The 17,741-nt window shown below is 58.8% G+C and carries 16 protein-coding genes; 7 read left to right on the forward strand and 9 right to left on the reverse strand.

Going from position 1 to position 17,741, the window contains the following annotated elements:
- Positions 1 to 1,065: a rhodanese-related sulfurtransferase gene (locus ABLV64_RS16350; protein WP_004204538.1), complete on the forward strand. Its 1,065-nt coding sequence runs from the start codon at positions 1 to 3 to the stop codon at positions 1,063 to 1,065.
- Here the strand turns inward: ABLV64_RS16350 and ABLV64_RS16355 are convergent.
- The 7 genes from ABLV64_RS16355 to mdtH form a co-directional block, all read right to left on the reverse strand.
- On the reverse strand, positions 1,051 to 1,164 hold the full coding sequence (locus ABLV64_RS16355; protein ID WP_004204539.1) for a DUF2770 family protein: 114 nt from the start codon (positions 1,162 to 1,164) through the stop codon (positions 1,051 to 1,053). The two genes, ABLV64_RS16350 and ABLV64_RS16355, sit on opposite strands and share 15 nt — an antisense overlap.
- A gap of 72 nt (positions 1,165 to 1,236) precedes the next feature.
- Entirely contained in the window at positions 1,237 to 2,355 is a 1,119-nt protein-coding gene (gene solA, locus ABLV64_RS16360; protein WP_348843397.1) for an N-methyl-L-tryptophan oxidase, read from the reverse strand.
- Positions 2,356 to 2,480: 125 nt separating this feature from the next.
- The gene (gene bssS, locus ABLV64_RS16365) at positions 2,481 to 2,735 is read right to left on the reverse strand and encodes a biofilm formation regulator BssS (RefSeq protein WP_002898992.1); all 255 of its coding nucleotides are present in this window, start codon (positions 2,733 to 2,735) and stop codon (positions 2,481 to 2,483) included.
- 303 nt (positions 2,736 to 3,038) lie between these two features.
- Positions 3,039 to 3,290 (reverse strand): DNA damage-inducible protein I, encoded by a 252-nt coding sequence (dinI, locus tag ABLV64_RS16370; protein WP_002898994.1) that lies wholly within the window; start codon positions 3,288 to 3,290, stop codon positions 3,039 to 3,041.
- Between the two features lie 72 nt (positions 3,291 to 3,362).
- The gene (pyrC, locus tag ABLV64_RS16375; RefSeq protein ID WP_004893020.1) at positions 3,363 to 4,409 is read right to left on the reverse strand and encodes a dihydroorotase; all 1,047 of its coding nucleotides are present in this window, start codon (positions 4,407 to 4,409) and stop codon (positions 3,363 to 3,365) included.
- 125 nt (positions 4,410 to 4,534) lie between these two features.
- A complete protein-coding gene (locus tag ABLV64_RS16380) occupies positions 4,535 to 5,095 on the reverse strand; it encodes a lipoprotein (RefSeq protein WP_004204546.1) in 561 nt (186 codons plus the stop codon).
- A gap of 113 nt (positions 5,096 to 5,208) precedes the next feature.
- A complete protein-coding gene (mdtH, locus tag ABLV64_RS16385) occupies positions 5,209 to 6,417 on the reverse strand; it encodes a multidrug efflux MFS transporter MdtH (RefSeq protein WP_023289127.1) in 1,209 nt (402 codons plus the stop codon).
- Between the two features lie 228 nt (positions 6,418 to 6,645).
- Between mdtH and rimJ the strand changes: the two genes are divergently transcribed.
- From rimJ to murJ, 4 genes are all read left to right on the forward strand, one after another.
- Entirely contained in the window at positions 6,646 to 7,230 is a 585-nt protein-coding gene (rimJ, locus tag ABLV64_RS16390) for a ribosomal protein S5-alanine N-acetyltransferase (RefSeq protein ID WP_017900738.1), read from the forward strand.
- Between the two features lie 9 nt (positions 7,231 to 7,239).
- Positions 7,240 to 7,893 carry a YceH family protein gene (locus ABLV64_RS16395; RefSeq protein ID WP_348843395.1) on the forward strand — a complete coding sequence of 218 codons (654 nt, stop codon included), beginning with the start codon at positions 7,240 to 7,242 and terminating at the stop codon, positions 7,891 to 7,893.
- A 14-nt stretch (positions 7,894 to 7,907) separates the two neighbouring features.
- On the forward strand, positions 7,908 to 8,819 hold the full coding sequence (locus tag ABLV64_RS16400; RefSeq protein ID WP_348843401.1) for a Gfo/Idh/MocA family oxidoreductase: 912 nt from the start codon (positions 7,908 to 7,910) through the stop codon (positions 8,817 to 8,819).
- A 111-nt stretch (positions 8,820 to 8,930) separates the two neighbouring features.
- The gene (murJ, locus tag ABLV64_RS16405) at positions 8,931 to 10,466 is read left to right on the forward strand and encodes a murein biosynthesis integral membrane protein MurJ (RefSeq protein WP_004204551.1); all 1,536 of its coding nucleotides are present in this window, start codon (positions 8,931 to 8,933) and stop codon (positions 10,464 to 10,466) included.
- 53 nt (positions 10,467 to 10,519) lie between these two features.
- Here murJ and ABLV64_RS16410 read toward each other — a convergent pair whose 3' ends face one another.
- A complete protein-coding gene (locus tag ABLV64_RS16410) occupies positions 10,520 to 11,734 on the reverse strand; it encodes an MFS transporter (RefSeq protein ID WP_004204552.1) in 1,215 nt (404 codons plus the stop codon).
- 16 nt (positions 11,735 to 11,750) lie between these two features.
- Here ABLV64_RS16410 and ABLV64_RS16415 point away from each other — a divergent pair, with 16 nt between their 5' ends.
- A complete protein-coding gene (locus ABLV64_RS16415) occupies positions 11,751 to 12,779 on the forward strand; it encodes a LysR family transcriptional regulator (RefSeq protein ID WP_074194119.1) in 1,029 nt (342 codons plus the stop codon).
- Positions 12,780 to 12,817: 38 nt separating this feature from the next.
- On the opposite strand, the gene rne is transcribed toward ABLV64_RS16415, so the two are convergent.
- The gene (rne, locus tag ABLV64_RS16420) at positions 12,818 to 16,057 is read right to left on the reverse strand and encodes a ribonuclease E (protein ID WP_348843394.1); all 3,240 of its coding nucleotides are present in this window, start codon (positions 16,055 to 16,057) and stop codon (positions 12,818 to 12,820) included.
- Between the two features lie 698 nt (positions 16,058 to 16,755).
- On the opposite strand from rne, the gene rluC reads away from it, so the two are divergent.
- Complete coding sequence (gene rluC, locus ABLV64_RS16425) at positions 16,756 to 17,709, forward strand: 23S rRNA pseudouridine(955/2504/2580) synthase RluC (RefSeq protein ID WP_012542245.1); 954 nt, start codon at positions 16,756 to 16,758, stop codon at positions 17,707 to 17,709.
- The last annotated feature ends 32 nt before the right edge of the window (positions 17,710 to 17,741 follow it).

The raw sequence follows: 17,741 nt of genomic DNA on the forward strand, positions 1-17,741 counted from the left end.
ATGCCAGTGTTACACAACCGCATTTCAAATGAGACGTTAAAGGCGCAAATGCTGGCTGAAACCGAGCCGCGCACGACGATCTCGTTCTATAAATATTTCACCATTGTCGATCCGCAGGCGACCCGCGATGCGCTGTGGGTTGCCTTAACCCAGCTGAAAGTCTTTGGCCGCATCTATCTGGCCCGGGAAGGGATCAACGCGCAAATCAGCGTGCCGCAAAGCAACGTTGAAGCCCTGCGTGAGTTTCTCTATGGCTTCGATCCTGCGCTGGCGGGGCTGCGTTTCAATATCGCTCTCGAGGACGACGGTAAATCGTTCTGGGTACTGCGCCTGAAAGTGCGTGACCGCATCGTTGCCGACGGCATCGACGATCCCTCCTTCGACGCCTCCAACGTCGGAGACTATCTCAAGGCGGCTGAGGTCAATGCGATGCTTGACGATCCGGATGCCGTGTTTATCGATATGCGCAACCACTATGAATATGAGGTGGGCCATTTCGAAAACGCGCTGGAGATCCCGGCGGATACCTTCCGCGACCAGTTGCCGAAAGCCGTGGAAATGATGCAGGACCATAAAGACAAGAAAATTGTCATGTATTGCACCGGCGGTATTCGCTGTGAAAAAGCCAGCGCCTGGATGAAGCATAACGGCTTCAATAAGGTCTGGCACATCGAGGGTGGCATCATCGAGTACGCCCGCCGCGCCCGTGAGCAAGGGCTGCCTGTGCGTTTCATTGGCAAAAACTTTGTCTTTGATGAACGGATGGGCGAGCGGATCTCCAATGACGTTATCGCGCACTGTCATCAGTGCGGCGTGCCGTGCGACACCCATACCAACTGCCTGAACGATGGTTGCCATCTGCTGTTTATCCAGTGCCCGAGCTGCGCCGAGAAGTTTGCCGGCTGCTGTAGCGAAGCCTGCATGGAAGAGCATAAGCTACCGGAAGAGGAGCAGCGTAAGCTGCGCGCCGGGCGTGAAAACGGCAATAAAATCTTTAATAAATCGCGTGGTCGGCTGAACACCAAACTCGGGATCCTCGATCCTGAGCCATCAGAAAAACCATAACCAGACGAGATCGATGATCGCCAGCAGCAGCCAAAGCGCCAGGTAGATCATAAAGTGCTCGCGGACGTTATTGACCAGCAAATTAAACAGGCGACGCATAATCGCTCTCAATGACTAACGGCCTCGACAGAGGCCGTTTTTTTTTCCCGACGGCAAAAGTGCCGCATTCCATTATGCGTTAAATCGCGCCAGCGAGAAGGGCGCCAGGTTGAAGCTCGATGCTTCGCCCTGAGCAAACTGACTGGCAATTTCCCCCAGCACCGGGGCAAACTTAAAGCCATGCCCGCTCAGACCGGTGATTAGCAGCGTGTCTGGTCTGCCGGGTAAGGTATCGATAATAAAGTCTTCATCGACGGTATTGTCATAAGTACAGGAGGCGCCGTGCAGGCAGCCGCCGATCCCTGGCAGGACGTTGCGCAAAAAAGGAAACGATTCGGAGCCATCGCTGGCGACAGCGCCAAATGCCACTCGCTCCTGCGACATGGAGATCGGTTGACCGCCGTTATGCTTGCCAATCTTCAGCTCGTTATCTTCTGCCGGGAAACCGTAGTATTGATCGCCGTTGGGCAACTCGCCGGTGAAGGCCGGAAAGTGATTCTTGCTGCTGTAACGGCCATCGGCCTGGTACCAGGCAAACACCTTACGTACCGGCTGGATGGGGAGGTCCGGGAGCAGGCGGGTGACCCAGGTCCCGGCGCTGACCAGCAGCTTTTTACCATGATATTCACCGTCGAGGGTATCGACGGTGATCCCGTCAGCATGGTGATGAATAGCCGAGACCGGACAGTTGAATAGCTGCGCGCAGCCTGCTTCCCGCGCCAGACGGATCCAGGTTTCGACGGCCAGCTCGCTGCGCAGTACGCCGGAAGCGGGTTCGAAAATCGCCCGATAGTCCTCGGGGAGGCGTATCTCTGGCCAGCGCTGCATTACGGCCTGGGCATCCAGCTCTTCCACCTCAAGCTTGAACGCACGGGCGCTGGCGGCGACGTTGGCGAGAAAAGCGGAGCTGGCGGGGCCGAGGTTAATGACGCCGGTGCGTTCAAACACGGCTTCGCCACTGATCTCTGCCAGTTCATCCCATAGCTGCTGGGCACGCAGCACCAGCGGAACATATTTCTCACCTTCGCCATAGGCGTGACGGATAAGACGGCTGCTGCCGTGATGGCTGCCTTCCTGGTGGGGAGGTTGATGGGCGTCGGTCATCAGAACATTGAGTCCGGCACGGCGCGCATAATAGCCAGCGGCGGCGCCGACGGAGCCGCTGCCAATAATGATAAGATCGTATTGCATGGTGAGTTCCGGGTAATTGCCTTGTTAGCAGGGTAATTAACTCCCTGTGCTTATACAAGCCCGAAAATAATTCAGGCACCCGCAGGTGCCTGTTAAGTTTAATGTTAAGTCATTCGCAAGCCGCGTTAATGTCGGCGGTACTCGTTTTCCTGGTATTCGCCAGATTCAATCTTCGCAATGCCTGCTTCCAGGATTGAAATAAACTGACGTGCGACGTCCGTCGTTAGCCATAGCGTCTGGCCGATCTCAGCATCATTACTGTTTTCTTGAGTGGGGTTCTGGTAGTGCAGGCGCAACATCAGCGCATCGTAGCTATCAACGGTGCTGATGTCCCATCCAACGAGGGGATGGGTCTGAATGACTTCATTATTTTTTTCCATCATAACCCCTTATTCATATGTTAAAAGACAACAATTCTCGAGGTTTAATGCATATTTTTTGAAGCAAGTTAATTATATCAGGGATCAAGAATAAACTCGAGAAATTAAATGAAAGGCAGCATGATTTTCTTCTTTTGCCGCTTTTTTATTCAAGATAAGCGCGTAAAATGGCCACTTTAGTCGATATTGAGCAGAATAATCAGGACTATTCTGAACAGAAGAGGGGCTAAAAAAAGCCGGGGCGACCCGGCAAAAAAAAGCACAATGAGGGAGCAAACCAGAGTAACTGGATCCCGCCATGCTTCAGGAGAGATCGTGGACAAACCAGTCGTCCGCGCTTTCCCATGTTTCCTGCAGGATTTCGCTTATCCGGTCTTTGTCTTCTTTCAGGGCGCCAAACACCGAGAGCTGATTGCCGGTGGCGTAGCGGACGCTCACCTGGCTGTCGATGGCCGGGAATTGCTCGGCGATACGGCGAGAGAGTTCGTTATTCAGCGCTTCCAGCGCGCCGTTGGGTAAGGCGGTAGTTTTGGCGATAGACACTTCAATGCGCATAATTGCCCCCTGTGTTCGATACTGGTTATTTATACAGTATCCGGTTGGCGTTGACAACAGGGGGCTACGTTTTTATTTCTTCACGGTCCAGCGAACGGTTTCACCTGCCAGGAAGGGCACCAGGGTGTCATTAGGCAGGGAAATGCTGTCCACAACGGTCGTCTCTTCACGCACCAGTTCAACGTAGCTCTCATTGACCGGCAGACCGTAGAAGCGCGGGCCGTTCAGCGAGCAGAAAGCCTCAAAGTGCTGCAGAGCGTTCATTTCTTCAAACACCGTGGCGTAGCTGCCGAGGGCGGTCGGGGCGTTGAAGCAGCCGGCGCAGCCGCAGCTGGCCTCCTTACGGTGGCGGGCGTGCGGTGCGGAGTCGGTGCCGAGGAAGGCGCGGCTGAAGCCGCTGGCGACCAGCTCCCGCAGAGCCTGCTGATGAATATTGCGTTTAAGTACCGGCAGGCAGTACAAGTGAGGACGAATACCGCCGACCAGCATATGGTTACGGTTGAACATCAGATGCTGCGGGGTGATAGTGGCCGCCAGCAGTTCATTGCCGTCACGCACATACTCGGCGGCATCTTTGGTGGTGATATGCTCAAAGACCACCTTCAGTCCGGGCAGGCGCTGGCGCAGCGGCTCCATCACGGTTTCAATAAAGCGCGCTTCGCGATCGAATATATCAATCTCTGCGTGGGTGACTTCCCCATGTACCAGCAGCGGCATCCCCAGTTTTTCCATCCGCTCCAGCACCGGCATAATGGCGTCGGTGCTGGTGACGCCGTGGCTGGAGTTGGTGGTGGCGTTGGCCGGGTAGAGCTTGGCGGCGGTGAATACGCCTTCGTTAAAGCCGCGCTCCAGCTCAGCCGGGTCGAGGGAGTCTGTCAGATAGCAGGTCATCAGCGGGGTAAAATCATGCCCGGCCGGGACGGCGTCCATAATGCGCTGGCGATAGGCGATAGCCGCCGCGACGGTGGTGACAGGCGGCACCAGATTCGGCATCACGATCGCCCGGCCATAAAACTCACTGGTATAAGGCACGACGGTTTTCAGCATATCGTCATCACGTAGATGGATATGCCAGTCGTCTGGGCGGCGGATTTTCAATACCTGGGATTGTGCTGTCATGGAAGGCTCCGGCTAATAGGTTCAGTCATCAGGGCTGTTTTTTGCCGGGCACTAAGGATAAGCGTAAACGTTTTCCTTTGCACTCATTTCCGTAAAAAATTGAGGGCGCCGCGGCGCCCTGGAGATTAATTGGTAAAGGGGATGACAATCTCGCCCGGCTTCACCTCAATGCCTTTGGCGTATTTCTTCGCCAGCGCTTCACCGGTGCTGGCGTCCTCACGCAGGACATAGGCCGGCTGCTGGCTGAAGTAACTGCGCAGCGACTGATTCAGGTAGGGGAGCAGGGCCTGAATGACCGACTGCAGCTTCTCGGGCGCCACTTTGGCATCCACCACCTCCATTTCCTGCAGGAAGATGGCGCCTTTCTCTCTGTCAAAGGTTGGCAGCGCTTTGAGCTTCAGATCGATCGTCGCTTTCTGCGTGCCGAACAGGGAGTTCAGGTCAACGTTAGCGATCCCGGTCAGCGTGACTTTGCCCGGCTCCTCGCGCCCGATAGCGCTGGTCAGGTTCTGCAGTTCGATATGGGCGTCGGCAACGCCTTTCAGACCAATATCTTTGGCAAAATGGTTTCGCTTCTGCAGGGCCTGGTTAATCTCCTGCTCGCTTACCGTGTATTGGGTCAGCTGATTACAGCCGCTCAGCAGGCCGCTGACAATCAGCGCGGCGGCGATCAAAATCTTTTTCATGGGGTTCCTCTGGCTCATACCTTCATTCATCCTGACACAAAGCATCATGACCTGTCAGCATCCTCGATACCAGCAGAATAGGCTGAAAGCAGGAGAAACCGCCGCCGCGCGCATCAGGTCCGCGGCTCCAGCATGCCGGAGGCAGAGCGTTTCGGACTAAACTGCCACCACAGCGCCAGAAAGGTGATAACCCCGATGGCCCCGAGCATCAGCCACGGCAGCTCGGGCTGACCGGCGGCTTTACCAGCATCAAACAGCCAGCCGCCGCCCGCATATCCCAGCGCGCCGCCAAAGGCGAGCCCCAGGCGGCTGAAGCCCATATAGCTGCCGCGCGCCCGGGCGTCCGCCAGCGAGGCGCCCAGCGTCTCCCGGGCAGGTTCGGCAATGATGGAACCGATGTAAAACAGGCAGATCAGGGTAAACAGCTGCTGCAAACTGCTGGTCATGCCGATGGGGAGCATGGCCAGGGTCATCACCAGCAGACCGGCCATCAGCCGGTGCTCAAGGCGAAAACGTTTTTCGCTCCAGCGGGCAATGGGATAGAGCAGGGTCAGCGAAATGGTGGCTTCGATGGCGTACATCCACTTTACGGCGGCCGGCGAGCCGGCGATGTCATTCACCATGATCGGCAGCATCAGCATCACCTGCACCGCCAGCATGTAATAGCCCGTCAGCGTCAGGACATAGGTGACGAAGCGCTTGTCCCGCAGCACCCGGCCCAGCCCCTCGCGGATCGGCGTTTTTACCGTCGAGAGCTTCCATGCCGGCAGATACCAGGCGTTAAACGCCGCGCAGGCGATAAACAGCGCGGCGCCGGCGCTGCACACCAGGCGGAAATCATACTGCAGCAGCCAGCTGCCCAGCAGCGCGCCAATCACCGCGCCGGCGCTATCCTGCATCATCAGGATGGAGAAAAAGCGGCCGCGCTGATGCGGGCGCACCAGCTTAACCACCAGCGCCGCCCGCGGCGGGTCGAACAGCGTGCCGCCGAGCCCGGAAAGTATGCATGAGAACCACAGCACCCACGGCTCATGGGCGACGGCCATCGCCGCGAAGCCGCCGGCGCGCATCAGCATACCGGTGACGATCATCGGTTTGGCGCCAAAGCGGTCGGCGATGGCGCCGCCAAAGATACCTAATCCCTGCTGCACGAGCTGGCGCAGGCCGAGCGCGATGCCGACCATCAGCGCCGCCCAGCCCATCTGATCGACAAAGCGGATGGAAATCAGCGGGAAGACGACAAAAAAGCCCAGCACGACCAGCATGTTATCGACTAACAGGAAATATTTACCCAGGCTCCTTGCCTGCGAGACGCGGGACATTTCCCCTCCAGGGAAAAATAGAGATAAGCGTGGATATTCTGCGGGCAATCTGCTGCTTTTCCCAGCGCCCTTGCGACAATATTTTTTTATCAAAATGCAAGTTCGATTGAGGCTATTCATCGAAAAGAGGAGATGGCGCAGAAAATGGTATGTTGCTGTTTTCACACCGTCGCGCAGGACAGGTATAGTGAAGGCAGCAAGAATGAAGTCAGGGGGACTGAAAAGGAAATGTTTGGCTATCGCAGTAACGTGCCGAAGGTGCGTTTGACGACGGACCGGCTGGTGGTGCGCCTGGTTCACGATCGTGACGCCTGGCGTCTGGCCGATTATTACGCCGAGAATAAGGCGTTCTTAAAACCCTGGGAGCCGGTTCGTGACGACAGCCACTGCTATCCTTCCGGATGGCAGGCGCGTCTGTCGATGATCGCCGAGTTTCATAAGCAGGGGTCTGCTTTTTATTTCGCGCTACTCGATCCGGAGGAAAAGGAGATCGTCGGCGTGGCGAATTTTTCCAACGTGGTGCGCGGGTCATTCCATGCCTGTTATCTCGGCTACTCTATTGGCGAGAAGTGGCAGGGGCAGGGACTGATGTTTGAAGCGCTGACGTCGGCGATTCGCTATATGCAGCGTACGCAGCATATTCATCGCATTATGGCCAACTATATGCCGCATAATCAGCGCAGCGGCGCGCTGCTGGCGCGGTTGGGGTTTGAAAAAGAGGGTTACGCCAAAGATTACCTGCTGATTGACGGGCAGTGGCGTGACCATGTATTGACGGCGCTAACGACGCCGGACTGGTCAGCGGGACGTTAAGGAGAGAGGATGAAATATCAGTTAACCGCGCACGAAGCGCGCGTCATTGGCTGTCTGCTGGAAAAGCAGGTCACCACGCCTGAGCAGTATCCGCTGTCGGTGAACGCCGTAGTGACCGCCTGCAATCAGAAAACCAACCGCGAGCCGGTGATGTCGCTGAGCGAAGGCGAAGTCCAGGCTCTGCTGGATACCCTGGTGAAACGCCATTATCTGCGTACGGTCAGTGGCTTCGGCAATCGGGTCACTAAGTATGAGCAGCGCTTTTGCAACTCCGAATTTGGCGATCTGAAGCTCAGCGCCGGCGAGGTGGCGGTGGTGACGACGCTGCTGCTGCGGGGCGCCCAGACGCCGGGTGAATTACGCACTCGAGCGCAGCGGATGCATGAGTTCAGCGATATGGCGGAAGTGGAAAGCGTGCTGGAAGGGCTGGCGACCCGCGAAGATGGTCCCTTTGTCGCCCGTCTGCCCCGGGAGCCGGGGAAACGAGAAAGCCGCTATATGCATCTGTTTTGCGACGACATGGACACACTGATCACGACAGTGGAAGCACTCTCGCCCCTGGAAGAGGAAGACGATCTGCGTGCCAGGGTTGAAGCGCTGGAAGGCGAGGTGGCGGAGCTGAAAGCGCGCCTCGATTCGCTGTTACACCATCTGGGGGACTAAACGTGGGGACAAGATTGCGCATTGGGGTGGTTGGCCTGGGCGGTATTGCGCAGAAAGCGTGGCTGCCGGTTCTGGGGGCGGCGGAAAGCTGGACGCTGCAGGCGGCCTGGTCGCCGGGAAAAGAGAAGGCGCTGCGGGTTTGCGAAACCTGGCGGATGCCATACGCTGAATCGCTGGATGCCCTGGCGGCGCAGTGCGATGCGGTCTTTGTTCATACGTCGACGGCTTCACATTATGAAGTGGTGAATCATTTGCTGAATGTCGGGGTTCATGTTTGCGTGGATAAACCGCTGGCGGACAAGCTGAGTGAGGCGGAGACGCTGGTCGAGCTGGCGGCGCGGCGTCGTCTGACGCTGATGGTCGGTTTCAATCGCCGCTTCGCACCGCTCTATCGGGAGCTAAAGGGGCGGCTGGGCGAGGCGGCCTCGCTGCGGATGGATAAGCACCGCAGCGATAGCGTGGGCAACGATCTGCGCTTTACCCTGCTTGATGACTATCTGCACGTGGTGGATACCGCGCTATGGCTGGCCGACGGTCAGGCGCGTCTGCGCGGTGGCGCGCTACAGATCACTCCGCAGGGCGAGATGCTGTATGCCGAACACCAGTTCAGTTCGCCCCGGCTGCAGGTCACCACCAGCATGCACCGCCGCGCAGGCAGCCAGCGCGAGTGGGTGCAGGCGGTTACGGATGGCGGGCTATATGCCGTCAGCGAGATGCGCGAATGGCAGGAGGAGTGCGGTCACGGCGTGGTCCAGCGCCCGGTCGCCAGCTGGCAAACCACCCTTGAGCAGCGCGGCTTTGTCGGCTGCGCGCGCCATTTTATCGAATGCGTGCAAAATCAGACGGTTCCTGAAACCGCAGGCGAACAGGCGCTGCTGGCTCAGCGGGTGGTCGACAAACTTTGGCGCGACGCCATCAGCGAATAATCCGTTGTAACAACTGACAGTAGTAATTCATGTTGAACCCGGTAGACTATCGCCACTTTCCAGCGCCCGCATTTGCGGGCGTTTTACTCCAGGGTTTGGAATAACAGCGTAATGAACCTTTTAAAATCACTGGCGGCCGTCAGTTCGATGACCATGTTTTCGCGCGTGCTGGGCTTTGCTCGCGATGCGATTGTGGCGCGCATTTTTGGCGCCGGGATGGCGACCGACGCCTTTTTCGTCGCCTTTAAACTGCCTAATCTGCTGCGGCGTATTTTTGCCGAAGGCGCCTTCTCTCAGGCGTTTGTACCGATCCTTGCCGAATATAAAAGCAAGCAGGGCGAAGATGCCACCCGGGTGTTTGTCTCGTATGTCTCCGGATTGCTGACCCTGGCCCTGGCGATCGTCACCGTTATCGGGATGCTGGCGGCGCCGTGGGTGATCACCATCACCGCCCCCGGGTTTGCTGATACCGCCGATAAATTTGCGCTGACTACCCAATTGCTGCGCATTACCTTCCCCTATATTTTGCTGATCTCCCTCGCCTCGCTGGTGGGGGCGATCCTTAATACCTGGAACCGCTTCTCGGTGCCGGCCTTTGCGCCGACGTTCCTCAACGTCAGCATGATTGGCTTTGCGCTGTTTGCCGCACCGTACTTTCATCCGCCGGTGCTGGCCCTGGCCTGGGCGGTCACGGTCGGCGGCGTGCTACAGCTGGCCTACCAGCTGCCGCACCTGAAGAAAATTGGCATGCTGGTCCTGCCGCGCATCAATCTGAAAGATGCCGGCGCGATGCGGGTCGTAAAGCAGATGGGGCCGGCGATCCTTGGCGTGTCGGTAAGCCAGATCTCCCTTATTATCAATACTATCTTCGCTTCGTTTCTCGTGTCGGGATCGGTGTCTTGGATGTACTACGCCGACCGTCTGATGGAGTTTCCGTCCGGTGTCCTGGGAGTGGCGCTCGGCACTATCCTGCTGCCATCGCTGTCAAAAAGCTTCGCCAGCGGTAATCATGACGAGTATTGCCGGCTGATGGACTGGGGGCTGCGTCTCTGCTTCCTGCTGGCGCTGCCGAGCGCGGTGGCGCTGGGGATCCTCGCCAAACCGCTGACCGTGGCCCTGTTCCAGTACGGCAAATTTAGCGCTTTTGATGCGGCAATGACCCAGCGCGCGCTGGTGGCCTATTCCGTGGGACTAATGGGGCTTATCGTGGTGAAAGTGCTGGCGCCGGGTTTCTATTCCCGCCAGGACATCAAGACCCCGGTCAAGATTGCCATTGTCACCCTGATTATGACCCAGGTGATGAACCTGGCGTTTATCGGCCCGCTGAAGCATGCGGGTCTGTCGCTGTCCATTGGCCTGGCGGCCTGCCTGAACGCCGCGCTGCTTTACTGGCAGTTGCGTAAACAGAAGATCTTTACCCCGCAACCGGGCTGGCTGGCCTTCCTGCTGCGTCTGATTGCTGCGGTGCTGGTTATGGCTGCGGCGCTGCTGGGCGTCATGCATATCATGCCGGAGTGGTCGCTGGGGACGATGCCGTTCCGTCTGATGCGCCTGCTGGTGGTGGTTGTCGCCGGGGTGGTGGCCTATTTCGCCACACTGCTGCTGTTGGGCTTCCGCGTGAAAGAGTTTGCCCGACGTACAGCCTAAGCGGTTGTGCGGGAATGGATGAACCCGCTTCGCCTCAGGCGAAGCGGGTTTTTTTATGATGCGCGGCGTTCGGCAGCGACGATACGGGCATTCTCCAGCAGGCGGATTGCCAGGGCGATCGCCCCGCTGACCACCGCCAGGGTAACCACCCCGTTCCAGCCAGCCAGCACGTACAGCTTGCTGCCCAGCACCGACCCCAGCGACATCCCGATGAAGACCACGGTAAACAGCAGGGCGTTAAGGCGGCCGCGGGCCTGCGGCTCGAGGCCATACACCAGGTTCTGATGCGCCACCAGGCTTGACTGCAGGCCAAGGTCGAAGCCAATCGCCGACAGGGCAATCAGCGCCAGCTGGCCATGCAGTGGCAGCAGCGGCAGTATAAACATCAGGGCGAAGGAGACGGTGACCAGCGCCGCCCCCATTTGAGTCACTTTACCGGCACCAAATTTATCGGCCAGTCCGCCGGCCAGCGGCGCGGCCAGCGCCCCGGCAGCCCCGGCGATACCAAAGCCGCCCGCTACCGCACTGCCCATGTGATAGTGTTCGGAGAGCATCACCGCCAGCGTCGACCAGAAGGCGCTGAAGGCGACAGAGAGCGCCCCCTGAGCCAGCGCAGCGCGGCGTAGCGCCGGGTAGCGCTGCCACAGATGCGCCATTGAGGCCATCAGCTGCGGATAGCTCAGCGTCGAGTGAATGGCGAAGCGCGGCAGCACCCGCCACATCACCAGGCCAATCAGCGCCACGCTGACCGCCGCCGCCTGATACATCACCCGCCAGCCGAACACTGCGCCCACCACGCCGCTGACCGTCCGGGAAAGCAGGATCCCCAGCAGCAGCCCGGTCATCACCGTGCCCACCATTTTGCCCTGCTTGCCCGCCGGGGCGAGGATCGCCGCCGCAGGGACGATATCCTGCGCCATGGTCGCCGCCATACCGATCAGCAGACTGACCACCAGCAGTGAGCTGAGCTGGCCGGTGAGGCTGCACAGGAGCAGCAGGAGCGCCAGCAGCGCGCTTTTCACCAAAATCAGCCGGCGGCGATCGTGGCGGTCGCCGAGCGGGAGCAGGAACAGAATGCCGAGCGCATAACCCGCCTGCGTCAGAGTAGGGACCAGACCCATACCTTCTACCGTCAGGTGGAGATTGGCGCCCATCAACGGCAGCAGCGGCTGCGCGTAGTAGATAGAGGCGACGCTAAAGCCGGCGCCGAGCGCGAGAATGAAGATAATCCAGCCTGCGTCGCGGGTGGAAAGGGAAGTCGGTGTCATGATCAATACCTCGTGAATGCGATGGGGCTATTTTTCCCTGAATGCGGCTGGCGCGGTAGCCGGGCTGGTGGTAAAACGGTTATACGTAGCACGTATAGGCAAAAGAAAAATGAAAAGACAGGAGCGTATAGATCGCATTGAGCTGATGCGTACCTATATTCGTATTATAGAGGCAGGGTCGCTCTCCGCCGCGGCGGGGCAGATGGAGACCACCCAGGCGACCGTCAGCCGCCGCCTGCAGTCCCTTGAAGGGCTGCTGGGAGTCAAGCTGATCCTGCGTACCACCCATGCGATGAAGCTCACTGACGATGGCGAACGTTGCTACCGTCACGCCCGCCAGCTGGTGGATGCCTGGCTGGCGCTGGAAGATGACCTGCGTATTGCCGACGATCGGCCGGTGGGGGTGCTGCGGGTGAGGGCGCCGCACGCTTTTGGCCAGCAGCAGCTGCTGGGGCCGCTGGTCGCCTTTCTCCAGCGCCACCCGCAACTGTCGGTGGAGTGGATGCTGAATGATAATACTGTCGACTTTCTCAGCGATAATATCGACTGCGCCATCCGCGTGGGGGCGGAGGTGGATCCGGCCACGGTCTCCGTGCTGCTGGCAGAAGTGCCGCGCTGCGTGGTGGCCTCCCCTGAACTGCTGGCGAAGCACCCACCGTTAACCTCGCTGGAGGCGTTATCCGGCCTGCCGTGGATCGCCATTAACACCTTTTATCAGCATGAGGTGCGGCTCCGACATCAGGTCAGCGGGCAGCTCGTCTCCACGGCGATCACCCCCTGTCTGAGCACCGACAGCCTTTACGTCGCGCGTAACACTGCGCTGGCGGGGCTGGGGGTGGCGATGGTATCCAGCTGGGCCGTGGCGGAGGATCTTGCTGCCGGAAGGTTGACAGAGCTGTTCCCGCAGTGGCGTCCCGCCTCGCTGCCGGTCCACCTGGTCTATCCCTGGGCGCGCTATTATCCGACGCGGCTGCGTAAATTCCTCGACCTGATGCGGGAGATCATGCCGGACCTCGCCGGCATGCAGCCTCCGCAAAGCGCATAAAAAAACCGGCCAGGAGGCCGGTTTTTTATTTAGCACGCTTACTCGACGGGCTGTGGGCGGGTCGGTTCAGCGGTGGCTTTATGGGTGGCGCTATGACCGCCGGCGGCGCCTTTGCCTTCAAAAGCGAATGGCGGGCGCACCCAGGTGCTGTGGCGCGGCGCTTCCGGGACATAATCCGGCGCTGGCGCACGGGTCATTGGCGCGGTGGCATGGCGATGACCCGCCACTACTACCGGCTTGCTCACCGGAGGCTCGACTTTGACCGGCTCGACAGGCGCGGCTTCGACAACCGGTGCGTCAACAACCGGTGCTTCAACTGCGGTTTCCGCCGCCGGCGCGATGGTTTCCACTGGCGCTTCAACGACAGGCGCCGTTTCCACCACTTCAGGTTCTACCACCACCGGCTCGGCGTCGAGCGTCGCTGGCGCGATAGCCTGAGGCGCTTCGACAGCCGGCGCTTCGGTGACCAGCTCCTGCGGCGCTGGCTCGACGGCTGCTGGCGCGACACCTTCCGCAGCATCAACCACCACCGGCTCGGCGGCTACGACCGGCTCGACGACCACAGGCTCAGCGGTAACCGGCTCCATGGTAGCCGGCTCGACGGTGACCGGCGCAGGGGTAACGGTTTCAACGACGGCAACCGGGGCCGCGACGGTTTCCACGAGGTTGTCGTTCTGAACCTGAACCTCTTCCGGCTGCTGATCCTGCGGACGAACCACCGGGTAGCGGATCCAGACTTTACCGGAAGCCATCTCCGGCGATGCGCAGGCTACGGTCAGCGGCATTGGCGACTGGGTCGGATAGCGTTCGTCACGATAGCGACGACGACGCTGACCGCTGACGCGCAGGTGACGCGGGGAACGACGTGAGCGACGCGGCATACCGTTCGCTTCACGGGATTCGCCATTTTCGTCCTGGTCCGCCACGCTCTCCACTACTGCTGGCAGCTCGCCTTTCACCGGCTCGCTGCGCGGAGCGATAACTTCCGCCACTACGGCTTCTGGCACGATCTCGGCAACCTGCTCAACGACAGCGGACTCAACGCGTACTTTCTGTGCCAGCTGGCGCGGTTTACGACGCGGCAGGGTCTGCACACGCTCTTCCTGCTCCGTCTCCTGCGCTACCGGCTCTTCGCGAGTCTGCGCTTTGGCTTCCTGCTGCGCCTGACGTTTGTCGTCATTGCGGCGGCGGGTGCGTTCGCGGCGCGGCTGCTGCTCGTCACGAGATTTCGCTTTCTCCGCGTCGTCGCCTGAGGTCTGGCGAACATCACGGGCTTCCACGTTCTGCGACGGCTTCTCACGACGGTTGCGACGGTTCTCTTCACGCGATTCGCGCGGTTCACGGCTCTCGGCATTGTCCGCACGAGTGTCACGATTGTCACGGTTATCGCGGTTGTCACGATTGTCGCGGTTTTCACGGCGGTCGTTGCGATCGCGGCGGTTGTTGGCGCGCGGTTTACGGCGCTCCTGCTGACGCTCCGGTTTTTCTTCCGCTTTCTTCTCGACCTTAACCTCAGCCGGTTTGGCCTCTTCGGCGCCTGAGAAGATATTCTTCAGCGCGCTGAAGAAGCGTGAGAGCAGGCCAGGCTGCGCCGGTGCGGCGGCCGCGACCGGTGCCGCTGCGGCGACAGGCGCGGCGACAGGCTCTTCAAGCATCGGGGCCGGCGGCGCGTCAGGCATGACAAAAGCGGCCAGGGCCGGCTGTTCCGGACGTTTCCGTTCTGCCGGCTCATCGTCGCCCGGCAGCGCCATCTCTTCTTCATGCAGCTTCGGCAGCAGGTAGCTCAGCGTTGAGGTCTCTTCACCTTTGCGCACGCGCAGGACGGAGTAGTGCGGCGTCTGCATTTCGTCGTTTGGCACGATAATAACGCGCACATCGCCCTGACGGGATTCGATAGCGCTCACCGCGGCACGTTTTTCGTTCAGCAGATAGGAGGCGATCGGTACCGGAACGATGGCGTGTACTTCTTTGGTGTTCTCTTTCAGCGCTTCTTCTTCAATCAGACGCAGAATAGAGAGCGACAGCGATTCGTTATCACGCACGGTGCCGGTGCCGGAGCAGCGCGGGCAGACGTGGTGGCTGGATTCGCCCAGCGACGGGCTCAGGCGCTGGCGGGACATCTCCAGCAGGCCGAAGCGCGAGATATGGCTGATCTGAATGCGCGCCCGGTCCTGACGGACGGCTTCGCGCAGACGGTTCTCCACAGCGCGCTGGTGGCGAACCGGAGTCATATCGATAAAGTCGATAACGATCAGGCCGCCGAGGTCGCGCAGACGCAGCTGGCGGGCAATCTCGTCAGCCGCTTCGAGGTTGGTGTTGAACGCCGTCTCTTCGATATCGCCGCCGCGGGTGGCGCGGGCGGAGTTGATATCGATCGCGGTCAGCGCTTCAGTGCTGTCGATGACGATAGAGCCACCGGACGGCAGACGCACTTCACGCTGGAAGGCGGATTCAATCTGGGATTCGATCTGGTAGTGGCTGAACAGCGGGATTTCACCGGTGTACAGTTTGATTTTGCTGCTGAAATCAGGACGACCCAGCGCGGCGATATGCTGGCGCGCCAGCTCGAGCACTTTCGGATTATCGATCAGGATTTCGCCGATATCCTGGCGCAGATAGTCACGGAAGGCGCGGACAATGACGTTGCTTTCCTGGTGGATAAGGAACGGCGCCGGACGGCTTTCCGCGGCTTTCTGAATCGCTTCCCAGTGTTTCAGACGGAAGCTCAGGTCCCACTGCAGGGCTTCGGCAGATTTGCCGACGCCAGCGGTGCGAACGATAAGGCCCATGCCGTCCGGAAGCTCCAGGCTCGCCAGCGCTTCTTTCAGTTCGGTACGGTCATCGCCCTCGATACGGCGTGAAATTCCCCCCGCGCGCGGGTTGTTCGGCATCAATACCAGATAGCTGCCCGCCAGGCTGATAAAGGTGGTGAGCGCAGCGCCTTTGTTGCCGCGTTCTTCTTTATCAATCTGCACGATAACTTCCTGACCTTCACGCAGTACGTCTTTGATATTAGGACGGCCGTGCGCATTGTAGTTGGCGGGAAAATATTCGCGGGCGATTTCTTTGAGGGGGAGGAAACCATGACGCTCGGCGCCGTAATCAACAAACGCGGCTTCAAGGCTGGGTTCAATGCGGGTGATTTTGCCTTTGTAGATGTTCGCTTTTTTCTGTTCGTGCCCGGGGCTTTCGATATCCAGGTCGTACAGGCGCTGCCCATCAACAAGGGCGACGCGCAACTCTTCCTGCTGAGTTGCGTTGATTAACATTCTTTTCATCGTAACTTACTCATTATTCTTACATTGACGACTAAGCTGCGGGCAGAGTAATGCCTTTCCGGGGGAAACCGATGGCCTCGTGTCTGGTTCACGTCGCCAACCTCACGGTTGTCGCGCGCTTAAGAGGCGCAGAGTGTCGGTCGCCTGTGTTTCAAACGGAAACACAGCGCAATTATTCAGGGGAACAGCCTGGGATGTATCACCAGAGAATATTCCATTTATACTCGTCGTCTTTCGCGTTGCAGGCATGATGGCTTAACCTGCTCACCTCGATCAGCGGATCCAGATGAGCTCCCGGGAGTCCCGGAGTTGACGCCTTCCTGCGACTTGAAATCCATAGAGCCTGTACCGGTAAGGACTGCAACCCGCAGCCCGCTAACTGTCTGAAAGATCACAACGTCTTACGCCATTGCTGCGTGGGCGATCGGTCAGACAAAACTGGTCATTCCGCTAATGTCTTGTTCTAACAAGATGCAATACGGAAAACGGTCTCATTATTCCATTGCTAACCTTGTTATAGCAAGTTGACTTTCACCTTTTATCACCCGGTTACTCACAGTTTTATCACCTGCCCATACAGATTGTTCTAATAACAAACAATATGGCGGTCAGGCAAACCGTGAAAACAGGATAATGATAAATATAAGCATATAAAAATGAGTGGCGCTAATGCGTCCGGCTATTTAGAATCGCGCACCATGAAAACTGAGACCCCAACCGTAAAAATGGTTGCCATTGCTGCTGATGAAGCGGGGCAACGTATCGACAACTTTTTGCGTACCCAATTGAAAGGCGTACCGAAGAGCATGATTTATCGCATCCTGCGTAAAGGCGAGGTGCGGGTGAATAAAAAACGCGTGAAGCCGGAGTATAAGCTGGAAGCGGGCGATGAAGTCCGTATCCCGCCGGTGCGTGTGGCGGAACGTGAAGAAGAGGCGGTATCGCCGCATCTGCAGAAAGTGGCGGCGCTCTCTGAGGTGATCCTCTATGAAGACGATCATATTCTGGTCCTCAATAAGCCTTCCGGTACCGCGGTACATGGCGGCAGCGGCCTGAGCTTCGGCGTGATTGAAGGGCTGCGCGCCCTGCGCCCGGAGGCGCGCTTCCTTGAGCTGGTGCATCGGCTCGACCGCGATACCTCTGGCGTGCTGCTGGTGGCGAAAAAGCGCTCGGCGCTGCGTTCGCTGCACGAGCAGCTGCGTGATAAAGGCATGCAGAAAGACTATCTGGCGCTGGTGCGCGGCCAGTGGCAGTCGCATACAAAAGTGGTGCAGGCCCCGCTGTTGAAGAACATTCTGCAGAGCGGCGAGAGAATCGTCCGCGTGAGTCAGGAAGGCAAGCCGTCAGAGACGCGCTTCAAAGTGGAAGAGCGTTATGAATTCGCCACTCTGGTGCGCTGCAGTCCGGTCACCGGACGCACGCATCAGATTCGCGTTCATACCCAGTATGCCGGCCATCCTATCGCCTTTGACGACCGCTATGGCGACCGCGAATTTGACAAGCAACTCTCTGGTACCGGTTTAAACCGCCTGTTCCTCCACGCTGCTGCGCTGAAGTTTACCCACCCGGGGAGCGGGGAGGTGATGCGCGTTGAGGCGCCGCTGGATAACCAGCTGAAGCACTGTCTACAGGTGCTACGGAAGAGCAAATAAGTGCAACGGCGGAATCAGTTCCGCCGTTTTTT

Origin of the sequence: Klebsiella sp. JB_Kp031 (assembly GCF_040064295.1) — a bacterium.
GTDB classification, from domain to species: domain Bacteria; phylum Pseudomonadota; class Gammaproteobacteria; order Enterobacterales; family Enterobacteriaceae; genus Klebsiella; species Klebsiella quasipneumoniae.